Annotated in this window: 20 protein-coding genes; 7 read left to right on the plus strand and 13 right to left on the minus strand. The window is 71.5% G+C overall.

The window, feature by feature from the left end; translation table 11 throughout:
• Window positions 1-589: 589 nt before the first annotated feature.
• On the minus strand, window positions 590-3,214 hold the full coding sequence (locus ABZ714_RS25325; RefSeq protein WP_358827619.1) for an ATP-binding protein: 2,625 nt from the start codon (window positions 3,212-3,214) through the stop codon (window positions 590-592).
• Here ABZ714_RS25325 and ABZ714_RS25330 point away from each other — a divergent pair.
• Window positions 3,213-3,377: a hypothetical protein gene (locus ABZ714_RS25330; protein WP_358827620.1), complete on the plus strand. Its 165-nt coding sequence runs from the start codon at window positions 3,213-3,215 to the stop codon at window positions 3,375-3,377. The genes ABZ714_RS25325 and ABZ714_RS25330 overlap by 2 nt on opposite strands.
• A gap of 529 nt (window positions 3,378-3,906) precedes the next feature.
• Here ABZ714_RS25330 and ABZ714_RS25335 read toward each other — a convergent pair.
• The 3 genes from ABZ714_RS25335 to ABZ714_RS25345 form a co-directional block, all read right to left on the minus strand.
• On the minus strand, window positions 3,907-4,230 hold the full coding sequence (locus tag ABZ714_RS25335) for an anti-sigma factor antagonist (RefSeq protein WP_358827621.1): 324 nt from the start codon (window positions 4,228-4,230) through the stop codon (window positions 3,907-3,909).
• A gap of 371 nt (window positions 4,231-4,601) precedes the next feature.
• Window positions 4,602-5,450 carry a 3-hydroxyacyl-CoA dehydrogenase family protein gene (locus ABZ714_RS25340; protein WP_358827656.1) on the minus strand — a complete coding sequence of 283 codons (849 nt, stop codon included), beginning with the start codon at window positions 5,448-5,450 and terminating at the stop codon, window positions 4,602-4,604.
• A 127-nt stretch (window positions 5,451-5,577) separates the two neighbouring features.
• Window positions 5,578-6,219, minus strand: a complete 642-nt coding sequence (locus ABZ714_RS25345) for a TetR/AcrR family transcriptional regulator (RefSeq protein WP_358827622.1) — start codon at window positions 6,217-6,219, stop codon at window positions 5,578-5,580.
• A gap of 114 nt (window positions 6,220-6,333) precedes the next feature.
• Here ABZ714_RS25345 and ABZ714_RS25350 point away from each other — a divergent pair, with 114 nt between their 5' ends.
• Genes ABZ714_RS25350 through ABZ714_RS25360 form a run of 3 tightly spaced genes read left to right on the plus strand, consistent with a single transcriptional unit; the run spans window position 6,334 to window position 8,531 of the window.
• On the plus strand, window positions 6,334-7,119 hold the full coding sequence (locus ABZ714_RS25350; RefSeq protein ID WP_358827623.1) for an ATP-binding cassette domain-containing protein: 786 nt from the start codon (window positions 6,334-6,336) through the stop codon (window positions 7,117-7,119).
• A gap of 48 nt (window positions 7,120-7,167) precedes the next feature.
• Window positions 7,168-7,917: an ABC transporter permease gene (locus ABZ714_RS25355; protein WP_358827624.1), complete on the plus strand. Its 750-nt coding sequence runs from the start codon at window positions 7,168-7,170 to the stop codon at window positions 7,915-7,917.
• A 41-nt stretch (window positions 7,918-7,958) separates the two neighbouring features.
• Window positions 7,959-8,531 carry a cob(I)yrinic acid a,c-diamide adenosyltransferase gene (locus ABZ714_RS25360; protein WP_358827625.1) on the plus strand — a complete coding sequence of 191 codons (573 nt, stop codon included), beginning with the start codon at window positions 7,959-7,961 and terminating at the stop codon, window positions 8,529-8,531.
• Window positions 8,532-8,647: 116 nt separating this feature from the next.
• On the opposite strand, the gene ABZ714_RS25365 is transcribed toward ABZ714_RS25360, so the two are convergent.
• The gene (locus ABZ714_RS25365; RefSeq protein ID WP_358827626.1) at window positions 8,648-9,283 is read right to left on the minus strand and encodes a hypothetical protein; all 636 of its coding nucleotides are present in this window, start codon (window positions 9,281-9,283) and stop codon (window positions 8,648-8,650) included.
• A gap of 159 nt (window positions 9,284-9,442) precedes the next feature.
• Here ABZ714_RS25365 and ABZ714_RS25370 point away from each other — a divergent pair, with 159 nt between their 5' ends.
• From ABZ714_RS25370 to ABZ714_RS25380, 3 genes are all read left to right on the plus strand, one after another.
• On the plus strand, window positions 9,443-10,675 hold the full coding sequence (locus ABZ714_RS25370; protein WP_358827627.1) for a histidine kinase: 1,233 nt from the start codon (window positions 9,443-9,445) through the stop codon (window positions 10,673-10,675).
• Complete coding sequence (locus tag ABZ714_RS25375; RefSeq protein WP_358827628.1) at window positions 10,672-11,358, plus strand: response regulator transcription factor; 687 nt, start codon at window positions 10,672-10,674, stop codon at window positions 11,356-11,358. Before ABZ714_RS25370 ends, ABZ714_RS25375 begins: the two co-directional genes overlap by 4 nt.
• A gap of 302 nt (window positions 11,359-11,660) precedes the next feature.
• A complete protein-coding gene (locus ABZ714_RS25380; RefSeq protein ID WP_358827657.1) occupies window positions 11,661-13,415 on the plus strand; it encodes a glycosyl hydrolase family 18 protein in 1,755 nt (584 codons plus the stop codon).
• Window positions 13,416-13,900: 485 nt separating this feature from the next.
• On the opposite strand, the gene ABZ714_RS25385 is transcribed toward ABZ714_RS25380, so the two are convergent.
• The 8 genes from ABZ714_RS25385 to atpE all read right to left on the minus strand — a co-directional run bounded on the left by ABZ714_RS25385 (window position 13,901) and on the right by atpE (window position 20,876).
• Window positions 13,901-14,362, minus strand: a complete 462-nt coding sequence (locus ABZ714_RS25385; RefSeq protein WP_358827629.1) for a DUF2550 domain-containing protein — start codon at window positions 14,360-14,362, stop codon at window positions 13,901-13,903.
• Window positions 14,363-14,538: 176 nt separating this feature from the next.
• A complete protein-coding gene (locus ABZ714_RS25390; protein WP_006346591.1) occupies window positions 14,539-14,922 on the minus strand; it encodes a F0F1 ATP synthase subunit epsilon in 384 nt (127 codons plus the stop codon).
• Between the two features lie 177 nt (window positions 14,923-15,099).
• Entirely contained in the window at window positions 15,100-16,542 is a 1,443-nt protein-coding gene (atpD, locus tag ABZ714_RS25395) for a F0F1 ATP synthase subunit beta (protein WP_358827630.1), read from the minus strand.
• Window positions 16,542-17,456: a F0F1 ATP synthase subunit gamma gene (locus ABZ714_RS25400; protein ID WP_358827631.1), complete on the minus strand. Its 915-nt coding sequence runs from the start codon at window positions 17,454-17,456 to the stop codon at window positions 16,542-16,544. Before ABZ714_RS25400 ends, atpD begins: the two co-directional genes overlap by 1 nt.
• Window positions 17,457-17,476: 20 nt before the next feature.
• Entirely contained in the window at window positions 17,477-19,075 is a 1,599-nt protein-coding gene (atpA, locus tag ABZ714_RS25405) for a F0F1 ATP synthase subunit alpha (protein WP_358827632.1), read from the minus strand.
• A 155-nt stretch (window positions 19,076-19,230) separates the two neighbouring features.
• A complete protein-coding gene (locus tag ABZ714_RS25410; RefSeq protein WP_358827633.1) occupies window positions 19,231-20,046 on the minus strand; it encodes a F0F1 ATP synthase subunit delta in 816 nt (271 codons plus the stop codon).
• Window positions 20,043-20,603: a F0F1 ATP synthase subunit B gene (locus ABZ714_RS25415; RefSeq protein WP_358827634.1), complete on the minus strand. Its 561-nt coding sequence runs from the start codon at window positions 20,601-20,603 to the stop codon at window positions 20,043-20,045. Before ABZ714_RS25415 ends, ABZ714_RS25410 begins: the two co-directional genes overlap by 4 nt.
• Before the next feature lie 42 nt (window positions 20,604-20,645).
• Entirely contained in the window at window positions 20,646-20,876 is a 231-nt protein-coding gene (gene atpE, locus ABZ714_RS25420) for an ATP synthase F0 subunit C (protein ID WP_358827635.1), read from the minus strand.
• Between the last annotated feature and the right edge of the window lie 84 nt (window positions 20,877-20,960).

Consider the following 20,960-nt stretch of genomic DNA (forward strand, 5'->3'; position numbering starts at 1 on the left):
CGCGTCTGCGCGCCGCGGTGCGCTTCGGGGCGCCGCCCGGTGGTGGGTGAGTGCCCCTCCGGCGCGCCGCCCCGAACTACCCGGGCCGCGCCCAGCAGCCCGGTCTGGTTCGCGGCCTGCGGACCGTGGCCGGCTGGTCGCGCAGTTCCGCCCCTTGCGTATTCGGCGATGCGGGGACCCCATCGCCTCGGCCCTCCGGGTGAGAACCACGCCCCCGCCCAGCCGGGCGGACGTTGTCGGGCGACCGCGCGCCGGTCGGTGGCTTGTCGCGCAGTTCCGCCCCCTACGCCTGGCGGCGTGGGGGGACCCCCAGCGCCACCTGGGTTGCCCTTCTCACCGCCCCAGCAAGAGGCGGGTGCCTCTTCTCAAGGGCAGGGCGCGGGAGAGTATTTAGGGGCGCGGGGAACCGCGCGAACAGCCACGGACGGCCCGCAGGCCGCTGACAACGCGCGGGCGCCGGGCGCGGCCCGGATAGTCGGCGGCGACCCGGAGAGCCGAGAGGCTGGGGTCCCCTCACTGCCAGAGGCACAGAGCGCGGAACTGCGCGAGCAACCCACGGCGGCGCGCGGTCGGGCTCCGGGCAGGAGAACTACGGCGAGTTGCCGCTCCCCGGCTCCGGCGCGGGGGCCGGGGGTGGGTCGGAGGATTCGGACGTGCCGGAGGCGATCGGCGCGGACTCCGCCTGCGGCGGCGACTGGGACGCGGTCGGCGGCTTGGACGACGCGGGCGGCGCGGACGACGGCGGCTTCGACGAAGCGGGCGCCGACGACGACGGCGGCCGGCTCGTCGGCGCGGACGATCCCGGCCGCGACGGCCGGGACGGCGCAGACCGGCTCGGCCCGGGTTGCTGCGGGGCCGTGGACCGGGTGGGCCGCGGGGACTCCGGGGCCTCCCGGGAGGCCGACGGCGCCGTCGGCACCCGCGACGCGGACCGGGTCGGGTCCACGGTGCCGGGAGTGTCGTCCGTTTCGGCGTCCGTCGTCCGCGGCGGTTCCTCACGCGTCCCGTCCTCGGTGGCGGACTCGCCGGTCCCCACCCGGGTCGTGGGCGCCTTCTCGTCGGAGACGGGGGCGATGGTGAGGAAGGTGCCGAGGGCGGCCACGATCACCGCGCCCGCGCCCGCCGCGACCAGGTTGCGCCGGGCGCCGAGCAGCACTCCGAGGCGGCGCCCCGGCCGCCGTCCGCGGGGCTTCCCCGGCCGCTCGTCGCCGAATCCGGGTGTCCGTGCCGCGCCGATCACCGGCTGGGGCACGGTCAGCGGTTCGGAGATGGCCGCCCCGCCGCCGATCGACAGCGGCGGCCGGGACGACACGGCGAGCGGCGGATGGTCGTCGGACCGTACCTGCGGCCATGCCTCCAGTGGCGCGGGCGGCTCGTCGGCCACCGGGGCGGCGGGCGGCGGCACCGCCACCGGTACGGGTACCGGGACGAGCTGGGGCCGGGCCGGGCCGCCGGGACCGATGGCCCGGTGCTCCGGCGCGGCGGCGAGCGCGGCGGGCCCTGCGCCACGGGTCTCCCGGTCGGTGACCAGGGCGAGGGCGCGGCGGCCCGCGACGGTGCCGTTCTTGTCGGCGAGCGCGCCGCGCAGGGCGATGGACGCCTCCAGTTCGGCCCGGGCCCGGCCGAGGCGTTCGGTGCAGAGGGCGAGTACCCCGAGTTCGTGGTGGAAGTACGCCTCCTCGGCGACCTCCCCCGCTATTCGGGCCGCTTCCGAGCCCATCCGCAGCGCGCTCTCCCAGGCCGTCCAGTGGAGTCCGGCGGCGAAGACGGGGGCGGCGGCGCGGGCGAGCCGTACGGCCGTGCTGATGTGTCCGGGTACCCGGTCCGTCAGCAGCGCCGACAGGGTGGCGAGTACGGCGTCGGCCTCGACGGCGACACGTTCGGCGGTGACCGAGGGGTGCGCGGTCCACCAGGCGTAGTGCCCGGCGGCGGTGTGGGCGCGGGCGCCCGCCTCGACGGGGTCGGCGCCGTCGGCCCCGTACCCCTTCTCCTTGAGCTGGTCGAGCGCGCCGGGCGCGAGGCGGTAGCGGGATCCGGCGGGCGACAGCAGTCCGCAGCCGGTGAGTTCGCCGAGGGCCGTATCGGCGTGTGTGTCGCCGATGAGGGCGGGCAGATGCGCCTGGTGCGGCACCTCGCCGCCGAGGGCGACGGCGAACCGCAGGGTCTCCCGGGCCGACTCGCTGAGCCGGGAGGCGAGCAGCGCGGCGGGCGCCGCGCCCTGGCCGAGCGTCGGGAGCCGTACGGGACGGCTCGCGGGCGCCTGGAACGGCGAGACGTCCTCGGCGGCGTCGTCGGCGTCGTCGGCGTCGTCCATGACGTTGGCGGCACCCGCGCCGGCGTCGGCGCGGAGCGCGTCGTACTGCCGCAGCAGGGCACCGGCCTGGACGAAGCGGAGCGGCAGCCCCTCGGACTCGAACCAGAGGTCGCCCGCCCAGTTCCGTTCGTCCTCGGTCAGTTCGCGGCCGACGAGTCCGGTGAGCAGCCGGAGCGCCCCGGCGCGGCTGAGTCCTTCGAGTTCGACCCGGTCGGCGAGGGGGCCGCGGGCGTCGTCCTCCGGCGGGTCCTCGGCGGGCCGGGCGGCGACCAGGAACGCGCACTCGGGCGCGGAGTCCAGCAGGTCGTCCAGGGCGCGGTCGCTGGTCTCCAGGTCGTCGAGGACGACGACGGCGCCGATCCCGGCGACATGGGCGAGGAGTTCGGCGCGGTCGGGCCGGTAGCGGTCGGTGCGGTACACGGTGGCGTAGAGCGCGTACAGCAGGTCGGCCGCGGTACGGCCCGCGCCGTTGAGCCGGATCACCCCGTCGGGGGCGAGCCCGGCACAGTCCTGGGCGACGAGGTCGAGCAGGGCGGTACGGCCGGAGCCGGGCGGGCCGCTGAGGCGTACGGAACGGCCCCGGCGCAGCAGCCCCGTCAGTCGTTCGCGGATCTCGTCGCGTTCGACGAGGGCGACGGGCGGGGCGGCGGGCCCGGCGGGCACGGGCGGCTGACCGGCCCGGTCGTGGGCGGCGCGTTCGGCCTCGGTACGGCGCCGGGGCGGCTCGGGCCAGTCCTGGTCGCCGGGCGCGCCACCGGGCGGGCGGAGCGCGATCTCGCTGCCGTCGACGGGGTTGACGGAGAGCAGATGGTCACCGGCGAGCACGGGGACGATCCGCGCGGTCCCGGCGGCGGGGTGGGCGAAGCCCTCCACCGCGGGGTCGCGCGGGGCACGCGGCATGCCACTGCTCTCGCCGGAGCTGGCCCTCTTCATCGTCTCCCTCGGCTTCATCGGCTCCATTGGATTCCGGCCCCCCGGAGGTGTCGTCACGCGGTTGAGCGCCGCGGCGCTCCGTTCCACGGGCGCGGCGGCGGGCAGGGGCGGCGGCGGAACCGAACCCTAGACGCTGGCAGCGTATCCCCCAACCCCAGGGGTCCCGCGCGGTCGGTCACGTCACGATCCCATGAGAAATCCCCACACACTCCTCACCCACGGTCGGCCCCGGGCGCGGCGCCCCGCGGTGACGCCTCGCGCGGTCGTGGGCCGCGGCCCGGAGCGTACCGTCGTCCACGGACGCGACCGCCCCCGGAGCCGGGGCCCGGCAACTCGCCGTAGATCTTCCGTCCGGAGTCCGCCTGCGCGCGGTCGTGGCTTGCTCGCGCTATGCCTTCGGCAATGGGGGACCCCAGCGCCTTGGGGCTCTCCCGAGCACCATCGACTACCCGCGCCGCGCCCGGCGCCCGCGCGCTGTCAGCGGTCTGCGGGCCGTCCGTGGCTGTTCGCGCGGTTCCCCGCGCCCCTAACCGCCCTCCCGCTCCCTGCCGTCGAGAAGAGGCACCCGCCTCTCCGCCGGGGCGGCGAGAAGGGCGACCAGGGGGCGCCGGGGGTCCCCTGGACGTCCACCTGCCCGCCCCGGAGAAGGCGACGCGGCTTCAGACGCGCGGCAGCGACTCCGCCGCCAGGCCGCCCTCGATCGCGAGGATGCGGTGGAGGCGGGTGGCGACCAGCAGGCGCTGCATCTGCGGGGGGACCCCGCGCAGGACGAGCCGCCGGCCGCGGCGCCCGGCGCGGCGGTGGGCGCCCATGATGACCCCGAGCCCTGTGGCGTCCCAGGAGTCGAGGCCGGTGAGGTCGAGCACCAGGTCCCCGTCCCCGTCGTCGACGGCCGAGTGCAGGACCGTACGGGCGTCCGCCGCGCTGCGGACGTCGAGGCGGCCCCCGACGACCAGCTCGGTGTGGTCGCCCCTGATGTGCATAAGCTCTCCCCGAGATGTGCTTCGACCGCCGTACAGCGGGAGCCGTACGGCGCGGCGCGGGCGCCGTCCCGGCGCGCCGCGGCCGTCTTCCTGTCGTCCGTCGCCGTGCGGACCGTTCGCGTCGCCGGTCCCGTCGGCCCCACGGGTCCGTTCGGCCCGTCCAGTCCACTGCGGTTCTCCATCAACTGACTGCCCAACGGGCCGCGCAGTTGCTGGTTGTAAGCGAACCGATACCGAAATCACTCCTAAGGGTGATCGACGGGGCCGTCCGGCCCGGTCGTACGGGCCGTGGCGGCGGCCCGGTCCGGTATCGGCGGGGTGGTCCGGGCGCGCCGGGGCGTGCCCGTCCGCACCGGACGCGGCGGTCCGCGTCAGTACGTGTAGAAGCCCTGCCCGCTCTTGCGTCCGATGTCACCCGCGTCCACCATCCGGCGCATCAGCTCCGGCGGGGCGAACTTCTCGTCCTGGGACTCGGTGTAGATATTGCCGGTGGCGTGCATCAGGATGTCGACGCCGGTGAGGTCGGCGGTGGCCAGCGGCCCCATGGCGTGGCCGAAGCCGAGCTTGCAGGCGAGGTCGATGTCCTCGGCGGAGGCGACACCGTTCTCGTAGAGCTTGGTGGCCTCGACGACCAGTGCCGAGATCAGCCGGGTGGTGACGAATCCGGCGACGTCGCGGTTGACGACGATGCAGGTCTTGCCGACGGACTCGGCGAAGGAGCGCGCGGTGGCGAGGGCTTCGTCGCCGGTCTTGTAGCCGCGGACCAGTTCGACCAGCTGCATCATCGGCACCGGCGAGAAGAAGTGCACGCCGACGACGCGTTCCGGGTGTTCGGTGACCGACGCGATCTTGGTGATCGGGATGGCGGAGGTGTTGGAGGCGAGCACGGCGTCGGCCCGGACGATCTTGTCGAGGGTCCGGAAGATCTCGTGCTTGACCTCGAGCTTCTCGAAGACGGCCTCGACGACGACATCCGCGTCGGCGACCGCGTCGAGTTCGGTCGTGGTGGTGATCCGGGCGAGCGCCGCATCGGCGTCCTCGGCGGCGAGCTTCCCCTTGGCGACGAACTTGTCGTACGAGGCTCTGATCGCGTCGGTGCCACGGGTCAGGGCGTCGTCGGTGATATCGCGGAGTACGACGTCCCAGCCCGCCTGCGCGGAGACCTGCGCGATACCGGACCCCATGAGTCCGGCCCCGATGACGGCGAGCTTCCCGGCCACGGCGACACCCCTTAACACTCGTTCACTTTTTCGCCTCTCGGCGGAGGTTAGCGTCCGCGGGCGGCCGTGTGGCGCCGAAGAGATGCGCGTCACGCTCCGTCCGGCCGACATCACACCCGGGAGCCGCTCAGCGGGCCGCCCGGACGGCGTAGCCGAGGACGCGCGGGGAGAGCAGTGTCTCGATCTCGTCGAGGACGGCGAGGGTGTCGCGGGAGACGACCTCGGGGCTCCGCCCGGCCGTCATACCGTGCCGTACGGCGTACATGACGGAGCGGTGGATCCAGTCGAGCTGGCCCGCGACGAAAGCGGGCAGCAGGTCGTCGGGCCGGGCGCCGGTCTCTTCGCGCAGGGTCTCCTCCAGTCGCTCGACGGCCTGTTGCTGGAGCCGGGCGAGTCCGGCGCGCAGGGTCGCCGCGTCGTGGACGACCATCAGAAAGCGTTCCTGTCCGGCGGCGAGGCCGAACCGGGGCGAGACGGCCTCGACCTCGGCCCTCACTTCGCGCAGTACGGCCTCGGCGGCGGACTCCCCCGAATCCCGGCCGCGCACCCAGCGGGAGAGCTGTTCGACCAAGTCGTCGCCCCGGTCGAGGAAGAGGTCCTCCTTGGTGGCGAAGTAGTTGTAGACGGTGTTGACCGACACTTCGGCCAGTTCGGCCACCTCGGCGATGGTGACGGCGTCGAAGCCGCGTTCGAGGAAGAGGCCGGTGGCGGTGTCGGAGATGTGCTGCCGCGTCCGGCGCTTCTTGCGCTCCCTCAGTCCCTCGTCCATACCACCACTCTACCTTTACCGCATTGAATCCATTTTCACAATAGACTCCAACTTCATGCTCGTTCCATCTTTGGTGTCATTGCAAATTTTCATCGACTCTGCTTCGGTGGGGTCATGGCAGTCATCAGCACGTCCGGGCTGACCCGGACCTTCACCACCCGCAAGGGCCAACGGGTCGAGGCCGTCCGCGGCATCGACCTCCGGGTCGCCGCCGGTGAGATCGTCGGACTTCTCGGCCCCAACGGCGCGGGCAAGACGACGACCCTGCGGATGCTCACGACCCTGCTCCCGCCCACCGGGGGCGCGGCCACCGTCGCCGGACACGACCTGGTCCGCGATCCGGCGGCGGTCCGGGCCCGGATCGGCTACATCGCCCAGTCCGGCGGTCTCGATCCCCAGCTGTCGGTACGGGAGGAGCTGACCACCCAGGGACGGCTCTACCGCCTCTCCCGCCGGGCGGCGGCCGTGCGCACCGCGGAACTGGCCGGGCTGCTCGGCCTGGACGCCCTCCTGGGCCGTACCGTCGCAGCGCTCTCGGGCGGCGAACGCCGACGGCTCGACATCGCCCTGGGGCTGACCCACCGCCCCGCCGTGCTCTTCCTCGACGAGCCGACGACCGGGCTCGACCCCGGCAGCCGGGCGGACGTCTGGGAGCTGGTCCGGGGGCTCCGCCGGGAACTGGGTACCACGGTCGTCCTCACCACCCACTATCTGGACGAGGCCGACGCGCTCGCGGACCGGGTGGTGATCGTGGACCGGGGCCTGATCGCCGCGGAGGGCACCCCGAAGGAGCTGAAGCGCGCCCACGCCGGCTCGGACGGCGCCACGCTCCAGGACGCGTTCCTCGCCGTGACCGGCCGTACGCCGGTACCCGTCGGCACCGGCCCCACCTCGGTCTGACCCGCCACCGCCCCGCGCCCCACGGCCCATCAAGGAGACGACCCGACCGTGCTGCTCCGCGACACCGCCCTGATCTTCGGCCGCTATGCCCGCCAGACCCTGCGTTCGGGGATCCATCTGGCCTTCGGGGTCCTGATGCCCCTGCTCTATCTGCTCTTCTTCGGCCCGCTCCTCACCGGACTCCCGCTCGGCGGCCGGGGCGACTCCTGGCAGGTCCTGGTACCCGGACTCCTGCTCCAGCTCGCCCTCTTCGGGGCGGCCTTCGCCGGCTTCGGGCTGATCGTGGAGCGGGGCCACGGCGTACTGGAGCGGATGCGGGTCACCCCCGTCAGCCGTACGGCCCTGCTGCTCGGCCGGGTCCTCCGGGACGCCGCCCTGATGGTCTTCCAGTCCGTACTGCTGGTACTCGCGGCGCTGGTCATGGGGCTGCGCGCACCGCTCGCGGGCGTACTGATCGGCTTCGTCTTCGTCGGTGTCCTGGCCACGGCGCTGGCGGCGCTCTCGTACGCCCTGGCGTCCGCGCTGCCCGTCCCGCAGACGTTCGGCCCGATCGTCAACGCCACCGTCATGCCGGTAATGCTGCTGTCGGGGCTGATCCTGCCGACGGCCATCGGACCCGACTGGCTGGACACCCTGTCCCGGCTGATCCCGCTGCGCCACCTCGTGGACGCGGTCAGGGACGCGTACGCCGGCTCGTACGCCACCGCCCCGATGCTCTACGGCTCCCTCGTCGCCCTCGCCCTCACGGCGGCGGCCGTGGCGGTCGGCACCCGGGCGATCCGCCGCCCGGCCGGCTGACCCCGGGATCCGGGCCCCGGGGACGTCATTACGCTGGCCGTATGGTGAATCTGACGCGTATCTACACCCGTACCGGCGACGACGGGACCACGGCCCTCGGCGATATGAGCCGGGCGCCCAAGACCGATTTGCGGATCGCCGCCTACGCCGACACCAACGAGGCGAACGCCGCGCTCGGCACCGCGATCGCGCTCGGGGCGCTCCCGGCGGAGGTCGTGAAGGTGCTCGTCCGGATCCAGAACGACCTCTTCGACGTCGGCGCCGATCTGTCGACCCCGGTCACCGAGAACCCGAAGTACCCGCCGCTGCGGGTGGAACAGTTCTATGTCGACCGGCTGGAGCAGGACTGCGACCGCTTCCTGGCCGACCTCGACAAACTGCGCAGCTTCATCCTCCCCGGCGGTACGCCCGGAGCGGCGCTGCTGCACCAGGCGTGCACGGTCGTCCGCCGCGCCGAGCGCTCCACCTGGGCGGCGCTGGAGGTCCACGGCGAGACGATGAACCCGCTGACCGCGACCTATCTCAACCGGCTGTCGGATCTGCTGTTCATCCTGGCCAGGACGGCGAACAAGGACCGCGGCGACGTGCTGTGGGTACCCGGCGGCGAGCGGTAACCCCCTGTTCGAACCGGTGCTTGAGCCGGTCGAGTCGGTCGAGCCCGGTCGCACCGGTCGGGCCGGGGAACCCGCGTGTTCCCCGGCCCGACCGGAGTATCCCCCGGGGCAGCCGATCAGAGCCGCTTCCCGGTCCGCTCCGGCGCCCGGTCGCCGGCCTCGTCGCCCGCCGCCGCCGCAGCCGTCGCCGTGAGGTCGTTACCCCAGTCGTCCTTGCCCTCGGGCGTCTTCGGCGGCCACATCAGGTACCAGAGCGCCACCAGGCCGTGGATGCCCGCGATCCGCCACGCCTGGGCCAGCCACGCCCACAGGCTGTCGTCCCGGCCGCTGTCACCCACATAGGCGATGGCGAGCAGCAGCAGGGCACTGGCGGTGGCCGCGCCGATCACGGTGCCGCGCCAGAGCCGGGCCTCGTACGCGGTGCGCGCCCGGCCGTACGACGGGGCCTTGGGAGGCGGCGGTCCACCGCCGAGGCGATGGGCGGCGATGCGGTCGAGCCATTTCACCGTGCGGTGGCCGTGGCCGACGGTGTAACCGATGTACAGCGCCGCCAGGCCGTGAGTCCAGTTCGCCTCGGCGCCGTTCTTCAGATCGATCGCCGTGGCGACCAGCAGTACGACCTCCAGCAGCGGCTCGCAGAGCAGCAGCGCCATGCCGAGCCGGGGCATCTTCAGCAGATAGCGCGCCCCCAGACCGGCCGCCAGCAGGACCCAGAAGCCGACCTCGCAGATCACGATCAGGGTGACGATCACGACGGTTCTCCTCTCACCCCTCAAGGCTCCCCGCCGGTCCGCCCGGATTCGTCGTCGCGCGAGACGAGATACACCGGCCCCGAACTGCATCCTTCGATGTAGCGCCGGTTCGCTCCCCGGTCCGAGGCGCCCGGTGGGCCCGCCGTGTTTGATGGGGATGTGCGCCTCCCCCGACCCCACCGCGTCGATATCCTGATCGCCGGGACGTCGCTGCTCGGCGGCATCCTGCTGTGGTCGCTCGGGCTGTTCATGCAGCGGCCGGAGACCAGCCCGCTGCCGCCGTGGGCCGCCCTGGTGCCCCTGGTGGTGATCTGCTGCCAGGCGGTGCTCCGCCGGACCCGCCCCCTGACCGCCCTGGCGATCAGCTGTCTGGCGCTGATCGGGGATCTGTTCACGGTCGGCTCGCTGGTCACCGTGATCGTCTTCACGGACGCGGTCTACAGCTCCGTGGTCTACGGCCCCGACCGCTTCGCCCGGCACGCCCCCAAGGTCACCGGGGTACTGACGGTCGCCGTCACCGGCGTAGTGATCGCGATCTTCCAGGAGGCCGAGTCCCTGCTGCTGGGGGTGATCTTCGGGCTGATCACGATGGCTCCGGCGACCACCGGGGCCATCGTCCGCAACCACCGCCAGGCGGCCGAGGCGGCCCGGCTGCGGGCCGAGCAGACCGCCCTGCTGGCCGAGCTGGACCGGACCCAGGCGATCACCGCCGAACGCTCCCGGATGGCCCGCGAACTCCATGACATGGTCGCCAACCACCTCTCCGCGATCGCCATCCACTCCACCGCGGCCCTCTCCCTGGACGACCCGGTGACCAGCCGGAACGCTCTGGAGGTGATCCGGGAGAACAGTGTCGCGGGGCTGGCCGAGATGCGCCGGCTGATCGGACTGCTCCGGGACAACAGCGACGACCGGGAGCCCGCCGCCCGGCCGTCGCTCGCCGGTCTGGAGGCGCTGCTGGCCCAGGCCCGGACCAACGGCTCCGCGAGCGGCCTCGGTTTCGCCCTCGCCACCACCGTCGACGGCGCGCCCGCCGAGGACGGCCCCGGGGCGATCACTCTCCCCGCCCCGGTCGAACAGGCGGCGTACCGGATCGTCCAGGAGTCGCTGACGAACGCCCTGAAGCACGCGGCACCGGGCGAGGTCCTCGTCGTTCTCGACCACCGTACGGGCGAATCGCTGACGGTGACCGTGACCAGTCCGTACGGCGCGCGGACCGGGCCCCGCGCCCCCGGTTCCGGGGCCGGTCTGGTGGGGATGCGGGAGCGGGTGGTACTGCTCGGCGGGGAGATCGACGCCGGACCCGAGCCGGGCCCGGGCGGCGGTCCGGAGAAGATCTGGCGGGTACGCGCCGTACTGCCGGTACACGACGAAAGGGAGCCCGACGCATGACCCCGGAAGCCCAGCAGCCCGGCGAGGAGCCGCCGCCCGTACGGATCCTGGTCGCGGAGGATCAGAGCGCCGTACGGGCCGGGCTGGTGCTGATCCTGCGCAGCGCCCCGGACATCGAGGTGGTCGGGGAGGCCGCGGACGGCGAGGAGGCGGTCCGGCTCGCCCGTGAACTGCGCCCCGACCTCGTACTGATGGATGTCCAGATGCCCAAGCTGGACGGGGTGTCCGCGACCCGACAGGTGGTCGCCGATGGGCTGGCGGACGTACTGGTGCTGACCACCTTCGACCTGGACGAGTACGTCTTCGGCTCACTGCGGGCCGGGGCGGCCGGATTTCTGCTCAAGGACACGGAAGCCGCGGCTCTGCTGGCGGCGGTACGGACGGTGGCCCGGGGCGAGGGGCTGATCGCGCCCGCGGTGACCCGCCGGCTGATCGCGGAATTCGCCACACCCCGGCCGGTTCGCGCCCCCGGCGGTCCGGACCCCTCGATCCTGGACGCGCTGACCCGGCGCGAGCGCGAGGTGCTCTCCTGTCTCGGCGAGGGGCTGTCGAACGCGGAGATCGCCGAGCGGCTGCGGATGGCGGAGGCCACCGTGAAAACCCATGTGAGCAGGTTGCTCGGAAAGCTGGAACTGCGCAGCCGGGTCCAGGCTGCGGTGCTGGCACAGGAGTTGGGCATATGACGGAGAGTTACTCACGGCTGTGACGGATGGGGCGGGAGAGGTCTCGCCGGGGCGGTGCAACGTGGTCTGGACCTATTGACGATTGGTCCAGACCTTCCTACTCTCACCGGAACACACGCTGCGGTGAGCCACGCAGAGTGCCCAGTGCACGGTTCCATCTGGTCCCACCCCCACTGTCCGGACCTCCTCAAGGAGTACCCGTGAGCACTCAACCCCCACCACTGCACGCCCCCAGAAGCCGGTGGTCGCTCAGATCCCGGGTGGTCGCGGCCGCGGCCGCGCTCGTCGTCCCGCTGGCCGCCATGGTCGGACTCGCCTCTCCCGCCCAGGCCGCCACATCGGCCACGGCGACTTACACCAAGGGCTCCTCTTGGGGTAACAACTTCGAGGGCAAGTGGACGATCAAGAACACCGGTACCACCACCATCAACACCTGGACTGTCGCGTGGGACTTCCCCGCCGGCACGCGGGTCACCTCCGCCTGGGACGCCGACGTCACCAACGTCGGTGACCGCTGGACCGCCAAGAGCAAGTCCTGGGCCGCACCGCTGGCGCCGGGGGCCTCCGCCTCCTTCGGCTTCAACGGCACCGGCACCGGCGCCCCCGCCAACTGCGCCCTCAACGGCGGCTCCTGTGACGGCGGCGTGGTCCCGGGCGACGACCCGCCGTCCGCCCCCGGCACCCCGTCCTCCAGCAACGTCACGGAGACCAGCGCCACCATCTCCTGGGGCGCCGCCACCGACGACAAGGCCGTCAAGGACTACGACCTCTTCCGTGACGGCGTCAAGCTCGCCACGGTCGCCGGTCTGACCTTCACCGACAACGGGCTGACCAAGGCCACGGACTACAGCTACACCGTCCAGGCCCGGGACAACGCCAACCAGGTCGGCCCGCTGAGCGCCGCCCACTCCTTCCGCACCCCGGGCATCCCCGGCGGCGGCGGCAACAAGATCAAGATGGGCTACTTCACCAACTGGGGCGTCTACGGGCGCAACTACCACGTGAAGAACCTGGTGACCTCCGGCTCCGCCGCGAAGATCACCCACATCAACTACGCCTTCGGCAACGTCCAGAACGGCCGCTGCACCATCGGCGACTCGTACGCCGACTACGACCGGGCGTACACCGCCGACCTGTCCGTCGACGGCGTCGCGGACACCTGGGACCAGCCCCTCCGCGGCAACTTCAACCAGCTGCGGAAGCTGAAGGCCAAGTACCCGCACATCAAGATCCTCTACTCCTTCGGCGGCTGGACCTGGTCCGGCGGCTTCGGCCAGGCCATGCAGAACCCGGCGGCTTTCGCCCAGTCCTGCTACGACCTCGTGGAGGACCCCCGCTGGGCCGATGTCTTCGACGGCATCGACCTGGACTGGGAGTACCCCAACGCCTGTGGCCTGACCTGCGACAACAGCGGACCGGCCGTCATGAAGACCATGGCTCAGGCGTTCCGCGCCAAGTTCGGCCCGAACAACCTGGTCACTGCTGCCATCACCGCGGACCCCAAGCCCGGAGGCAAGATAGAGGCGGCGGACTACGCGGGCGCGGCACAATATATGGACTGGTACAACGTGATGACGTACGACTTCTTCGGTGCCTGGAACGCCCAGGGACCGACGGCGATGCACTCGCCGCTCACCGCGTACACGCCCATCCCGGACCCGCAGTGGACCTCGGCCAACGCCATCGCCAAGCTGAAGGCCATCGGCGTACCGGCCAGCAAGCTGCTCCTCGGTGTCGGCTTCTACGGCCGCGGCTGGACCGGTGTCACCCAGGCGGCACCGGGCGGTACGGCCACCGGACCGGCCCAGGGCACCTATGAGCCCGGCTTCGAGGACTACAAGGTCCTGAAGACGAGCTGCCCGGCCACCGGCACCGCGGGCGGCACCGCCTACGCCAAGTGCGGCAGCAACTGGTGGGGCTACGACACCCCGGCCACCATCGACTCCAAGATGAACTGGGCGAAGAACCAGTCACTCGGCGGAGCGTTCTGGTGGGAGTTCAGTGGTGACACCAGCAACGGTGAGATGGTCACCGCGGTCAACAACGGACTGCAATGACCCTCGCGACCCGGGTCGCCCGCCGCAGCCGGTGAGCCACCCGTGACATGACGAAGGGGCCGAGACCACGTCTCGGCCCCTTCCCCATGCGCCTCGGCCCTCCGCGCGAGCGCCACAACCGGGCCGCGCCCGGCGACCGGGCGTTCCGACGGCCCGCGCCCCGCCTATGGCTCGTCTCGCAGTTCCCCGAGCCCCTGGGTTGCCCTTCTCACCGCCCTTGCAGAGAGGCGGGTGCCCCATTTCAAGGGCAGGGCCGGGGAGAGCATTTAGGGGCGCGGGGAACTGCGCGACAAGCCACAGACGGCGCGCGGGCGCCGGACGAAGCGCAACCCCGCCGGGCGGGGGCGACGTCCGGTCAGATGGAGAGCCAAGGCGCTGGGGGTCCCCCCACGCCGCCAGGCGTAGGGGGCGGAAGTGCGCGACAAGCCACAGACCACCCGCAGACGGGCAACAACAGATCGCGGCGCACCCCCAGCGGGAGGCGGTTACGCCACGTTGACCCGCTGGCCCGGCGGCGCCGCCTCCAGCCACGCCAGGAAACCCGTCAACGCGTCTTCGCTCATCGCGAGTTCGAGCCGCGTCCCCTGGTGGACGCAGCCCAGGACGACCGCGTCGGAGAGGAGCGCCAGCTCCTCCTCGCCCTCGGGGGTGCGCCGGCCGACGACCTCGATCGCGGCGCGTTCCAGTACCCGGCGCGGCCGGGGGGCGTACGAGAAGACCCGGAACCACATGATCCGGTCACCGCTGTAGCGGGCGACGCCGTAGACCCAGCCCTTGCCCGGCGGCAGGCCGGTCGATTCGGGGTCGTCGGGGACGTCCCACCGCAGTGAGCAGTCGAAGGTGCCGCCGGAGCGCTGGATGAGTCGGCGGCGCAGCCCGAAGACGAACAGCCCGATCCCCACCAGTGCGACGACTGCGAGCACACTCACCAGCACCGCGAGGAACATCGCCGCCGACCTCCTCGCGTCGTCGTATCCGAACCCGGACCCGGAACCGAGCCCGACATCTGTCCCGTACCGAAAACCACTCGCACCCGCATTGCCTCAGCCGCGACCCGGTCTGGAGGGTTCCAGTCCCGGCCGCGGCTGAGGGCGACGTCTGTCGGCGTCTGTCAGCGGGAGGCTCAGCGCACCGCCACCGCACGCAGCCGGACGTCCGCACGGCGCTCGGCCGCCGCGTCCGAATCCGACTTGGCCCGCTCCAGCGCCCGCTCGGCGCGCTGGGCGTCGATCTCGTCCGCCAGCTCGGCGATCTCCGCCAGCAGCGACAGCTTGTTGTCGGCGAAGGAGATGAATCCGCCGTGTACGGCGGCGACGACCGTCCCGGCACCCTCGGGGGTGCTGGTACGGATGGTCACCGGGCCCGACTCCAGCACACCGAGCAGCGGCTGGTGACCGGGCATGACGCCGATGTCGCCGGACGTGGTGCGCGCGACGACCAGGGTGGCCTCGCCGGACCAGACCTGACGGTCGGCGGCGACCAGCTCGACATGCAGCTCAGCAGCCAAGGGTGGCTCCTCGGGTCACCACCCGGCGGCTTCGCCGGGTGTCGGTTCATCAGTCTAGTAGGGCGCCGTACGCGATCGCGCCGGGGCCCGCTCCGGCACGCGGCCGGAATGGCGGTCAGGAGGGGCGAGGGGGGTGGGGACAGGCCCCGCCCCCCTCACCTCACCAGGTCACCGGGGTCAGGAGACGCCCAGCTCCTTGGCGTTCTTCTTCAGGTCCTCGATGCCACCGCACATGAAGAAGGCCTGCTCGGGGAAGTGGTCGTACTCGCCGTCGCAGATCGCGTTGAACGCGGAGATCGACTCGTCGAGCGGCACGTCCGAACCGTCCACACCGGTGAACTGCTTCGCCGCGTGGGTGTTCTGGGAGAGGAAGCGCTCGACCCGACGGGCGCGGTGGACGACCAGCTTGTCCTCTTCGCCCAGCTCGTCGATACCGAGGATCGCGATGATGTCCTGGAGGTCCTTGTACTTCTGGAGGATCCCCTTGACGCGCATGGCGGCCTCGTAGTGGTCCGCGGCGATGTACCGCGGGTCCAGGATCCGGGACGTGGAGTCCAGCGGGTCCACGGCCGGGTAGATGCCCTTCTCGGAGATCGGACGGGAGAGCACCGTCGTCGCGTCGAGGTGGGCGAAGGTGGTCGCCGGGGCCGGGTCGGTCAGGTCGTCCGCGGGGACGTAGATCGCCTGCATGGAGGTGATCGAGTGACCACGGGTCGAGGTGATGCGCTCCTGGAGGAGGCCCATCTCGTCGGCCAGGTTCGGCTGGTAACCCACCGCGGACGGCATCCGGCCGAGCAGGGTCGACACCTCGGATCCGGCCTGGGTGAACCGGAAGATGTTGTCGATGAAGAAGAGCACGTCCTGCTTCTGCACATCGCGGAAGTACTCCGCCATGGTCAGACCGGCCAGGGCGACCCGGAGCCGGGTGCCCGGGGGCTCGTCCATCTGGCCGAAGACCAGCGCCGTCTTGTCGAGGACGCCGGACTCCTCCATCTCGTCGATGAGGTCGTTGCCCTCACGGGTGCGCTCGCCGACGCCCGCGAAGACGGAGACGCCCTCGTGGAGGTTGGCGACACGCATGATCATTTCCTGGATCAGCACGGTCTTGCCGACACCGGCACCACCGAACAGACCGATCTTGCCGCCCTTGACGTACGGGGTCAGCAGGTCGACGACCTTCAGGCCGGTCTCGAACATCTCGGTCTTGGACTCAAGCTGGTCGAAGGCGGGGGCCTTGCGGTGGATCGCCCAGCGCTCACCGACGTTGGCGTTCTCCTCGGGGTGGTTCAGCACCTCGCCGAGGGTGTTGAACACCTTGCCCTTGGTGAAGTCGCCGACCGGGACGGTGATGCCCGCGCCCGTGTCGGTCACCGGGGCCTGGCGGACCAGACCGTCGGTGGGCTGCATGGAGATGGTGCGGACCACGCCCTCACCGAGGTGCTGCGCGACCTCCAGGGTCAGCGTCTTGACCGCGCCGTCCTGGGCGGGGTCGGCCACCTCGACGTGCAGCGCGTTGTAGATCTCGGGCATCGCGTCGACGGGGAACTCCACGTCGACGACCGGGCCGATGACCCGGGCGACGCGGCCCGTGGCGGCGGCCGTCTCAACAGAGGTCGTCATTACTTGTCACTCCCCGCGGTCGCGTCGGCCAGGGCGCTGGAGCCACCGACGATCTCGCTGATTTCCTGGGTGATTTCGGCCTGGCGGGCCGCGTTGGCAAGTCGGGAGAGCGTATTGATCAGCTCACCCGCGTTGTCGGTCGCCGACTTCATCGCGCGGCGCCGGGCCGCGTGCTCGGAGGCGGCGGACTGGAGCAGGGCGTTGTAGACCCGGCTCTCGACGTACCGCGGCAGCAGGGCGTCGAGGACGTCCTCCGCCGACGGCTCGAAGTCGAACAGCGGGAGGATCTCGGTCTTCCCGTCGCTCTCCTCCGCCTTCTCGAGGCTGAGCGGCAGCATCCGGTTGTCCACCGGCGTCTGCGTCATCATCGACACGAACTCCGTGAAGACGATGTACAGCTCGTCGACGCCGCCCTCGGCGGTGTCCTTCTGGACCGCCTCGATGAGCGCCGCGGAGACCTTCTTGGCATCCGCGTACTCCGGGCTGTCGGTGAAGCCGGTCCACGAGGCCGCGACCTTGCGCTCACGGAACCCGTAGTAGGCGACACCCTTGCGGCCGACGATGAAGCTGTCGACCTCCTTGCCCTCGCCGCGGAGCCGCTCGGTGAGCCGGTCGGCCGCCTTGATGGCGTTGGAGGAGTAGCCGCCCGCCAGTCCGCGGTCGCTCGTGACGAGCAGTACCGCGGCCCGGGTGGGGTTCTCCGCCTCCGTGGTCAGGGGGTGCTTGGTGTTCGATCCGGTCGCCACCGCCGTGACCGCGCGGGTCAGCTCGGTCGCGTACGGCGTGGAGGCCGCCACCTTGCGCTGCGCCTTGACGATGCGCGAGGCGGCGATCATCTCCATCGCCTTGGTGATCTTCTTCGTCGCGCTGACGGACCGGATGCGACGCTTGTAGACCCGGAGCTGTGCTCCCATGAGTCAGGTCCCTTCCGTCGTCACTTCGAGACGTTGACGGCTGCCGGGGCGTCCTCGCCGAGGAGCTTGCCGTCGTGCGTCTCGAACTGCTTCTTGAACGCGGCGATGGCGTCCGCGACCGCGGTCAGCGTGTCGTCCGACATCTTGGCGCCCTCGCGGATGGAGAGCATCAGGCCGGACTCCTCGCGGTGCAGGTACTCCAGCAGCTCACGCTCGAAGCGGCGGATGTCCTGAACCGGGACGTCGTCCATCTTGCCGGTGGTGCCGGCCCACACGGAGACGACCTGGTCCTCGGTGCGCATCGGCTCGTACTGCGGCTGCTTCAGCAGCTCGACCATGCGCTTGCCGCGCTCCAGGGACGCCTTGGAGGCCGCGTCCAGGTCCGAACCGAAGGCGGCGAACGCCTCCAGCTCACGGAACTGGGCGAGGTCCACCCGGAGGCGGCCGGAGACCTGGCGCATCGCCTTGTGCTGGGCGGAGCCACCGACTCGGGAGACCGAGATACCGACGTTCAGGGCCGGACGCTGACCGGCGTTGAACAGGTCGGACTCCAGGAAGCACTGGCCGTCGGTGATGGAGATGACGTTGGTCGGGATGAACGCCGAGACGTCGTTGGCCTTGGTCTCGACGATCGGCAGACCCGTCATCGAACCGGCGCCCATGCTGTCGGAGAGCTTGGCGCAGCGCTCCAGCAGACGCGAGTGCAGGTAGAAGACGTCGCCCGGGTAGGCCTCACGGCCCGGCGGGCGGCGCAGCAGCAGCGACACGGCGCGGTAGGCGTCGGCCTGCTTCGACAGGTCGTCGAAGATGATCAGGACGTGCTTGCCCTCGTACATCCACTGCTGACCGATGGCCGAGCCGGTGTAGGGAGCCAGGTACTTGAAGCCCGCCGGGTCGGACGCCGGGGCGGCGACGATGGTGGTGTACTCCAGGGCGCCGGCCTCCTCCAGCGCGCCGCGCACGGACGCGATGGTGGAGCCCTTCTGGCCGATGGCGACGTAGATGCAGCGGACCTGCTTGTTCACGTCGCCCGAGCGCCAGTTGTCGCGCTGGTTGATGATCGTGTCGACGGCCAGGGCGGTCTTGCCCGTCTGGCGGTCGCCGATGATCAGCTGGCGCTGACCGCGGCCGATCGGCGTCATGGCGTCGACGGCCTTGTAGCCGGTCTCCATGGGCTCGTGGACCGACTTGCGCTCCATGACCGTGGGGGCCTGCAGCTCGAGGGCGCGGCGGCCCGTGGTCTCGATCTCGCCGAGACCGTCGATCGCGTTGCCGAGCGGGTCGACGACGCGGCCGAGGTAGCCCTCGCCCACCGCGACCGACAGGACCTCGCCGGTACGGCTGACCGGCTGGCCTTCCTCGATACCACTGAACTCACCGAGGACGATCGCGCCGATCTCGCGCTCTTCCAGGTTGAGCGCGAGGCCGAGGGTGCCGTCCTCGAACTTCAGCAGCTCGTTCGCCATGGCCGAGGGAAGACCCTCGATCTTCGCGATGCCGTCGCCGGCCACGCTGACCGTACCGACCTCCTCGCGCGAGGCCGCGTCCGGCTTGTACGACTGGACGAAGTCCTCCAGCGCGTCCCGGATCTCCTCCGGCCGGATCGTGAGCTCCGCCATCAGGTTCCCTGCTCTCCTTGTTGGGCCCGAAGTTTTCTTGGGGTCTGGGGGCGACCCCCAGGAATCTTCTGCAATCTCTGCACGGCCCAACCGGGCCGCTGTCTTGCCAGTTCAGTTGTGCGCCGCGGTGCGCGACGGCCGACACACGGGGTGCGTCAGCCGGCGAGCCGGCGCTTCGCCTCGTCGAGACGGTCGGCGATGGTGCCGTTGATGACCTCGTCACCGACCCGGACCGAGATTCCGCCGATGACCGTGGGGTCCACCTCGAGGTTGAGGTGCATCTCACGGCCGTACAGCCGGGCCAGTCCGGCGCCGAGGCGCTCCTTCTGGCCGTCGCTGAGCGGTACGGCGGAGGTGACCACGGCCACCATCCGGTCCCGGCGGGCCGCGGCCAGCTTGGACAGGGAGTCGATTCCCTGTTCCAGGCTACGTCCCCTGGGCACGGTGACCAGTCGTCCGACCAGCCGCACGGTTGCGGCGTCGGCCCGACCGCCGAGCAGACTCCGCAGCAGCTCGCCCCGGCGGGACGGAGCCGCTGCCTTCTCGGTCAGCGCGGACCGCAGCTCGGGGTTGGCGTCGACGATCCGGCCGAACCGGAACAGCTCGTCCTCGACGTCGTCGAGGACGCCCGCCCGCTGCGCCGCGGTGAGGTCCGCGGTGTTCGCCAGCTCCTCCAGCGCGTCCACCAGGTCGCGCGAGCGCGACCAGCGGGAGCGGACCGCTCCGGAGACCAGGTCGGCGGTCTCGCCGCCCACCTGGCCGGCCAGCAGCCGTCCGGCCAGCTCGGCCTTGGCGTCGCCGTTCTGCGCCGGGTCGGTCAGGACCCGACGCAGCGACACCTCGCGGTCGAGCAGAGCGGTGACGGCCGCCAGCTCACCGGCGAGCTCCGCCGCGTCGACCGAGGTGTTGTCGGTCAGCGCGTCGAGCGACTCGCGTGCGGTGGCCAGTGCCTCTCGGCTCGCTCCGTTCACCGGGCGACCTCCGTCTTCACCGTGGTGCCCGCCTCGAGCTCGTCGAGGAAGCGGTCGATCGTCCGGCTCTGCCGGGCGGTGTCCTCCAGGGACTCGCCCACCAGCTTGCTCGCCAGGTCGGTGGCGAGCTTGCCGACGTCCTGGCGGAGCGCCGCGGACGCGGCCTTGCGGTCGGCCTCGATCTGGGCGTGACCGGCGGCGATGATTTCCTCGCGCTGGCGCTGCCCGTCGGTCCGCATGTCCTGCACGATCGTGGCGCCCTGCTCGGTCGCCTCCTGGCGGAGCCGGGCGGCCTCGTGCCGGGCCTCGGCGAGCTGGGCCTTGTACTGCTCCAGCACGCTTTCGGCTTCGGTCCTGGCCGCATCGGCCTTCTCGATGCCGCCTTCGATGGCCTCGCGGCGCTCTTCCAGAGTGTTCTTGATATTCGGGAGGAGCTTCTTGGCCAGGAAGAAGAAGACGATCGCGAAGGCGATGGTGCCGATGATGAGCTCATCGGGATGCGGGAGCAGCGGCGGCATCGGCTCCCCCGCTGCCGCGATGTCAATCAGGGCGCTCACATCAGTGCCTTCCGTGAAATGAGGTGGGCTTCCGTCCGGGGATTACGACGGGTAGACGAAGCCCATGACGATGCCGATGAGGGCGAGCGCCTCACAGAAGGCGAAACCCATGATCTGGTTGGTACGGATCAGGCCGGCCGCCTCGGGCTGACGGGCGAGGGCCTGGGTGCCGTTACCGAAGATGATGCCGACGCCGACGCCGGGGCCGATCGCGGCGAGACCGTAACCGATGGCGGCAACGTTTCCGGTGAGAGCGGCGAGGGTCTGGGACATGCCGGTTCTTCCTTCTCTTTCAAGGACCCGGTGGGGGTTGGCCACCGGAGATCTGGGGTGAGGTGTGGTGCGCTACGGACAGGT

This window comes from Streptomyces sp. NPDC006798 (assembly GCF_040635975.1).
Classification (GTDB): Bacteria; Actinomycetota; Actinomycetes; order Streptomycetales; family Streptomycetaceae; genus Streptomyces.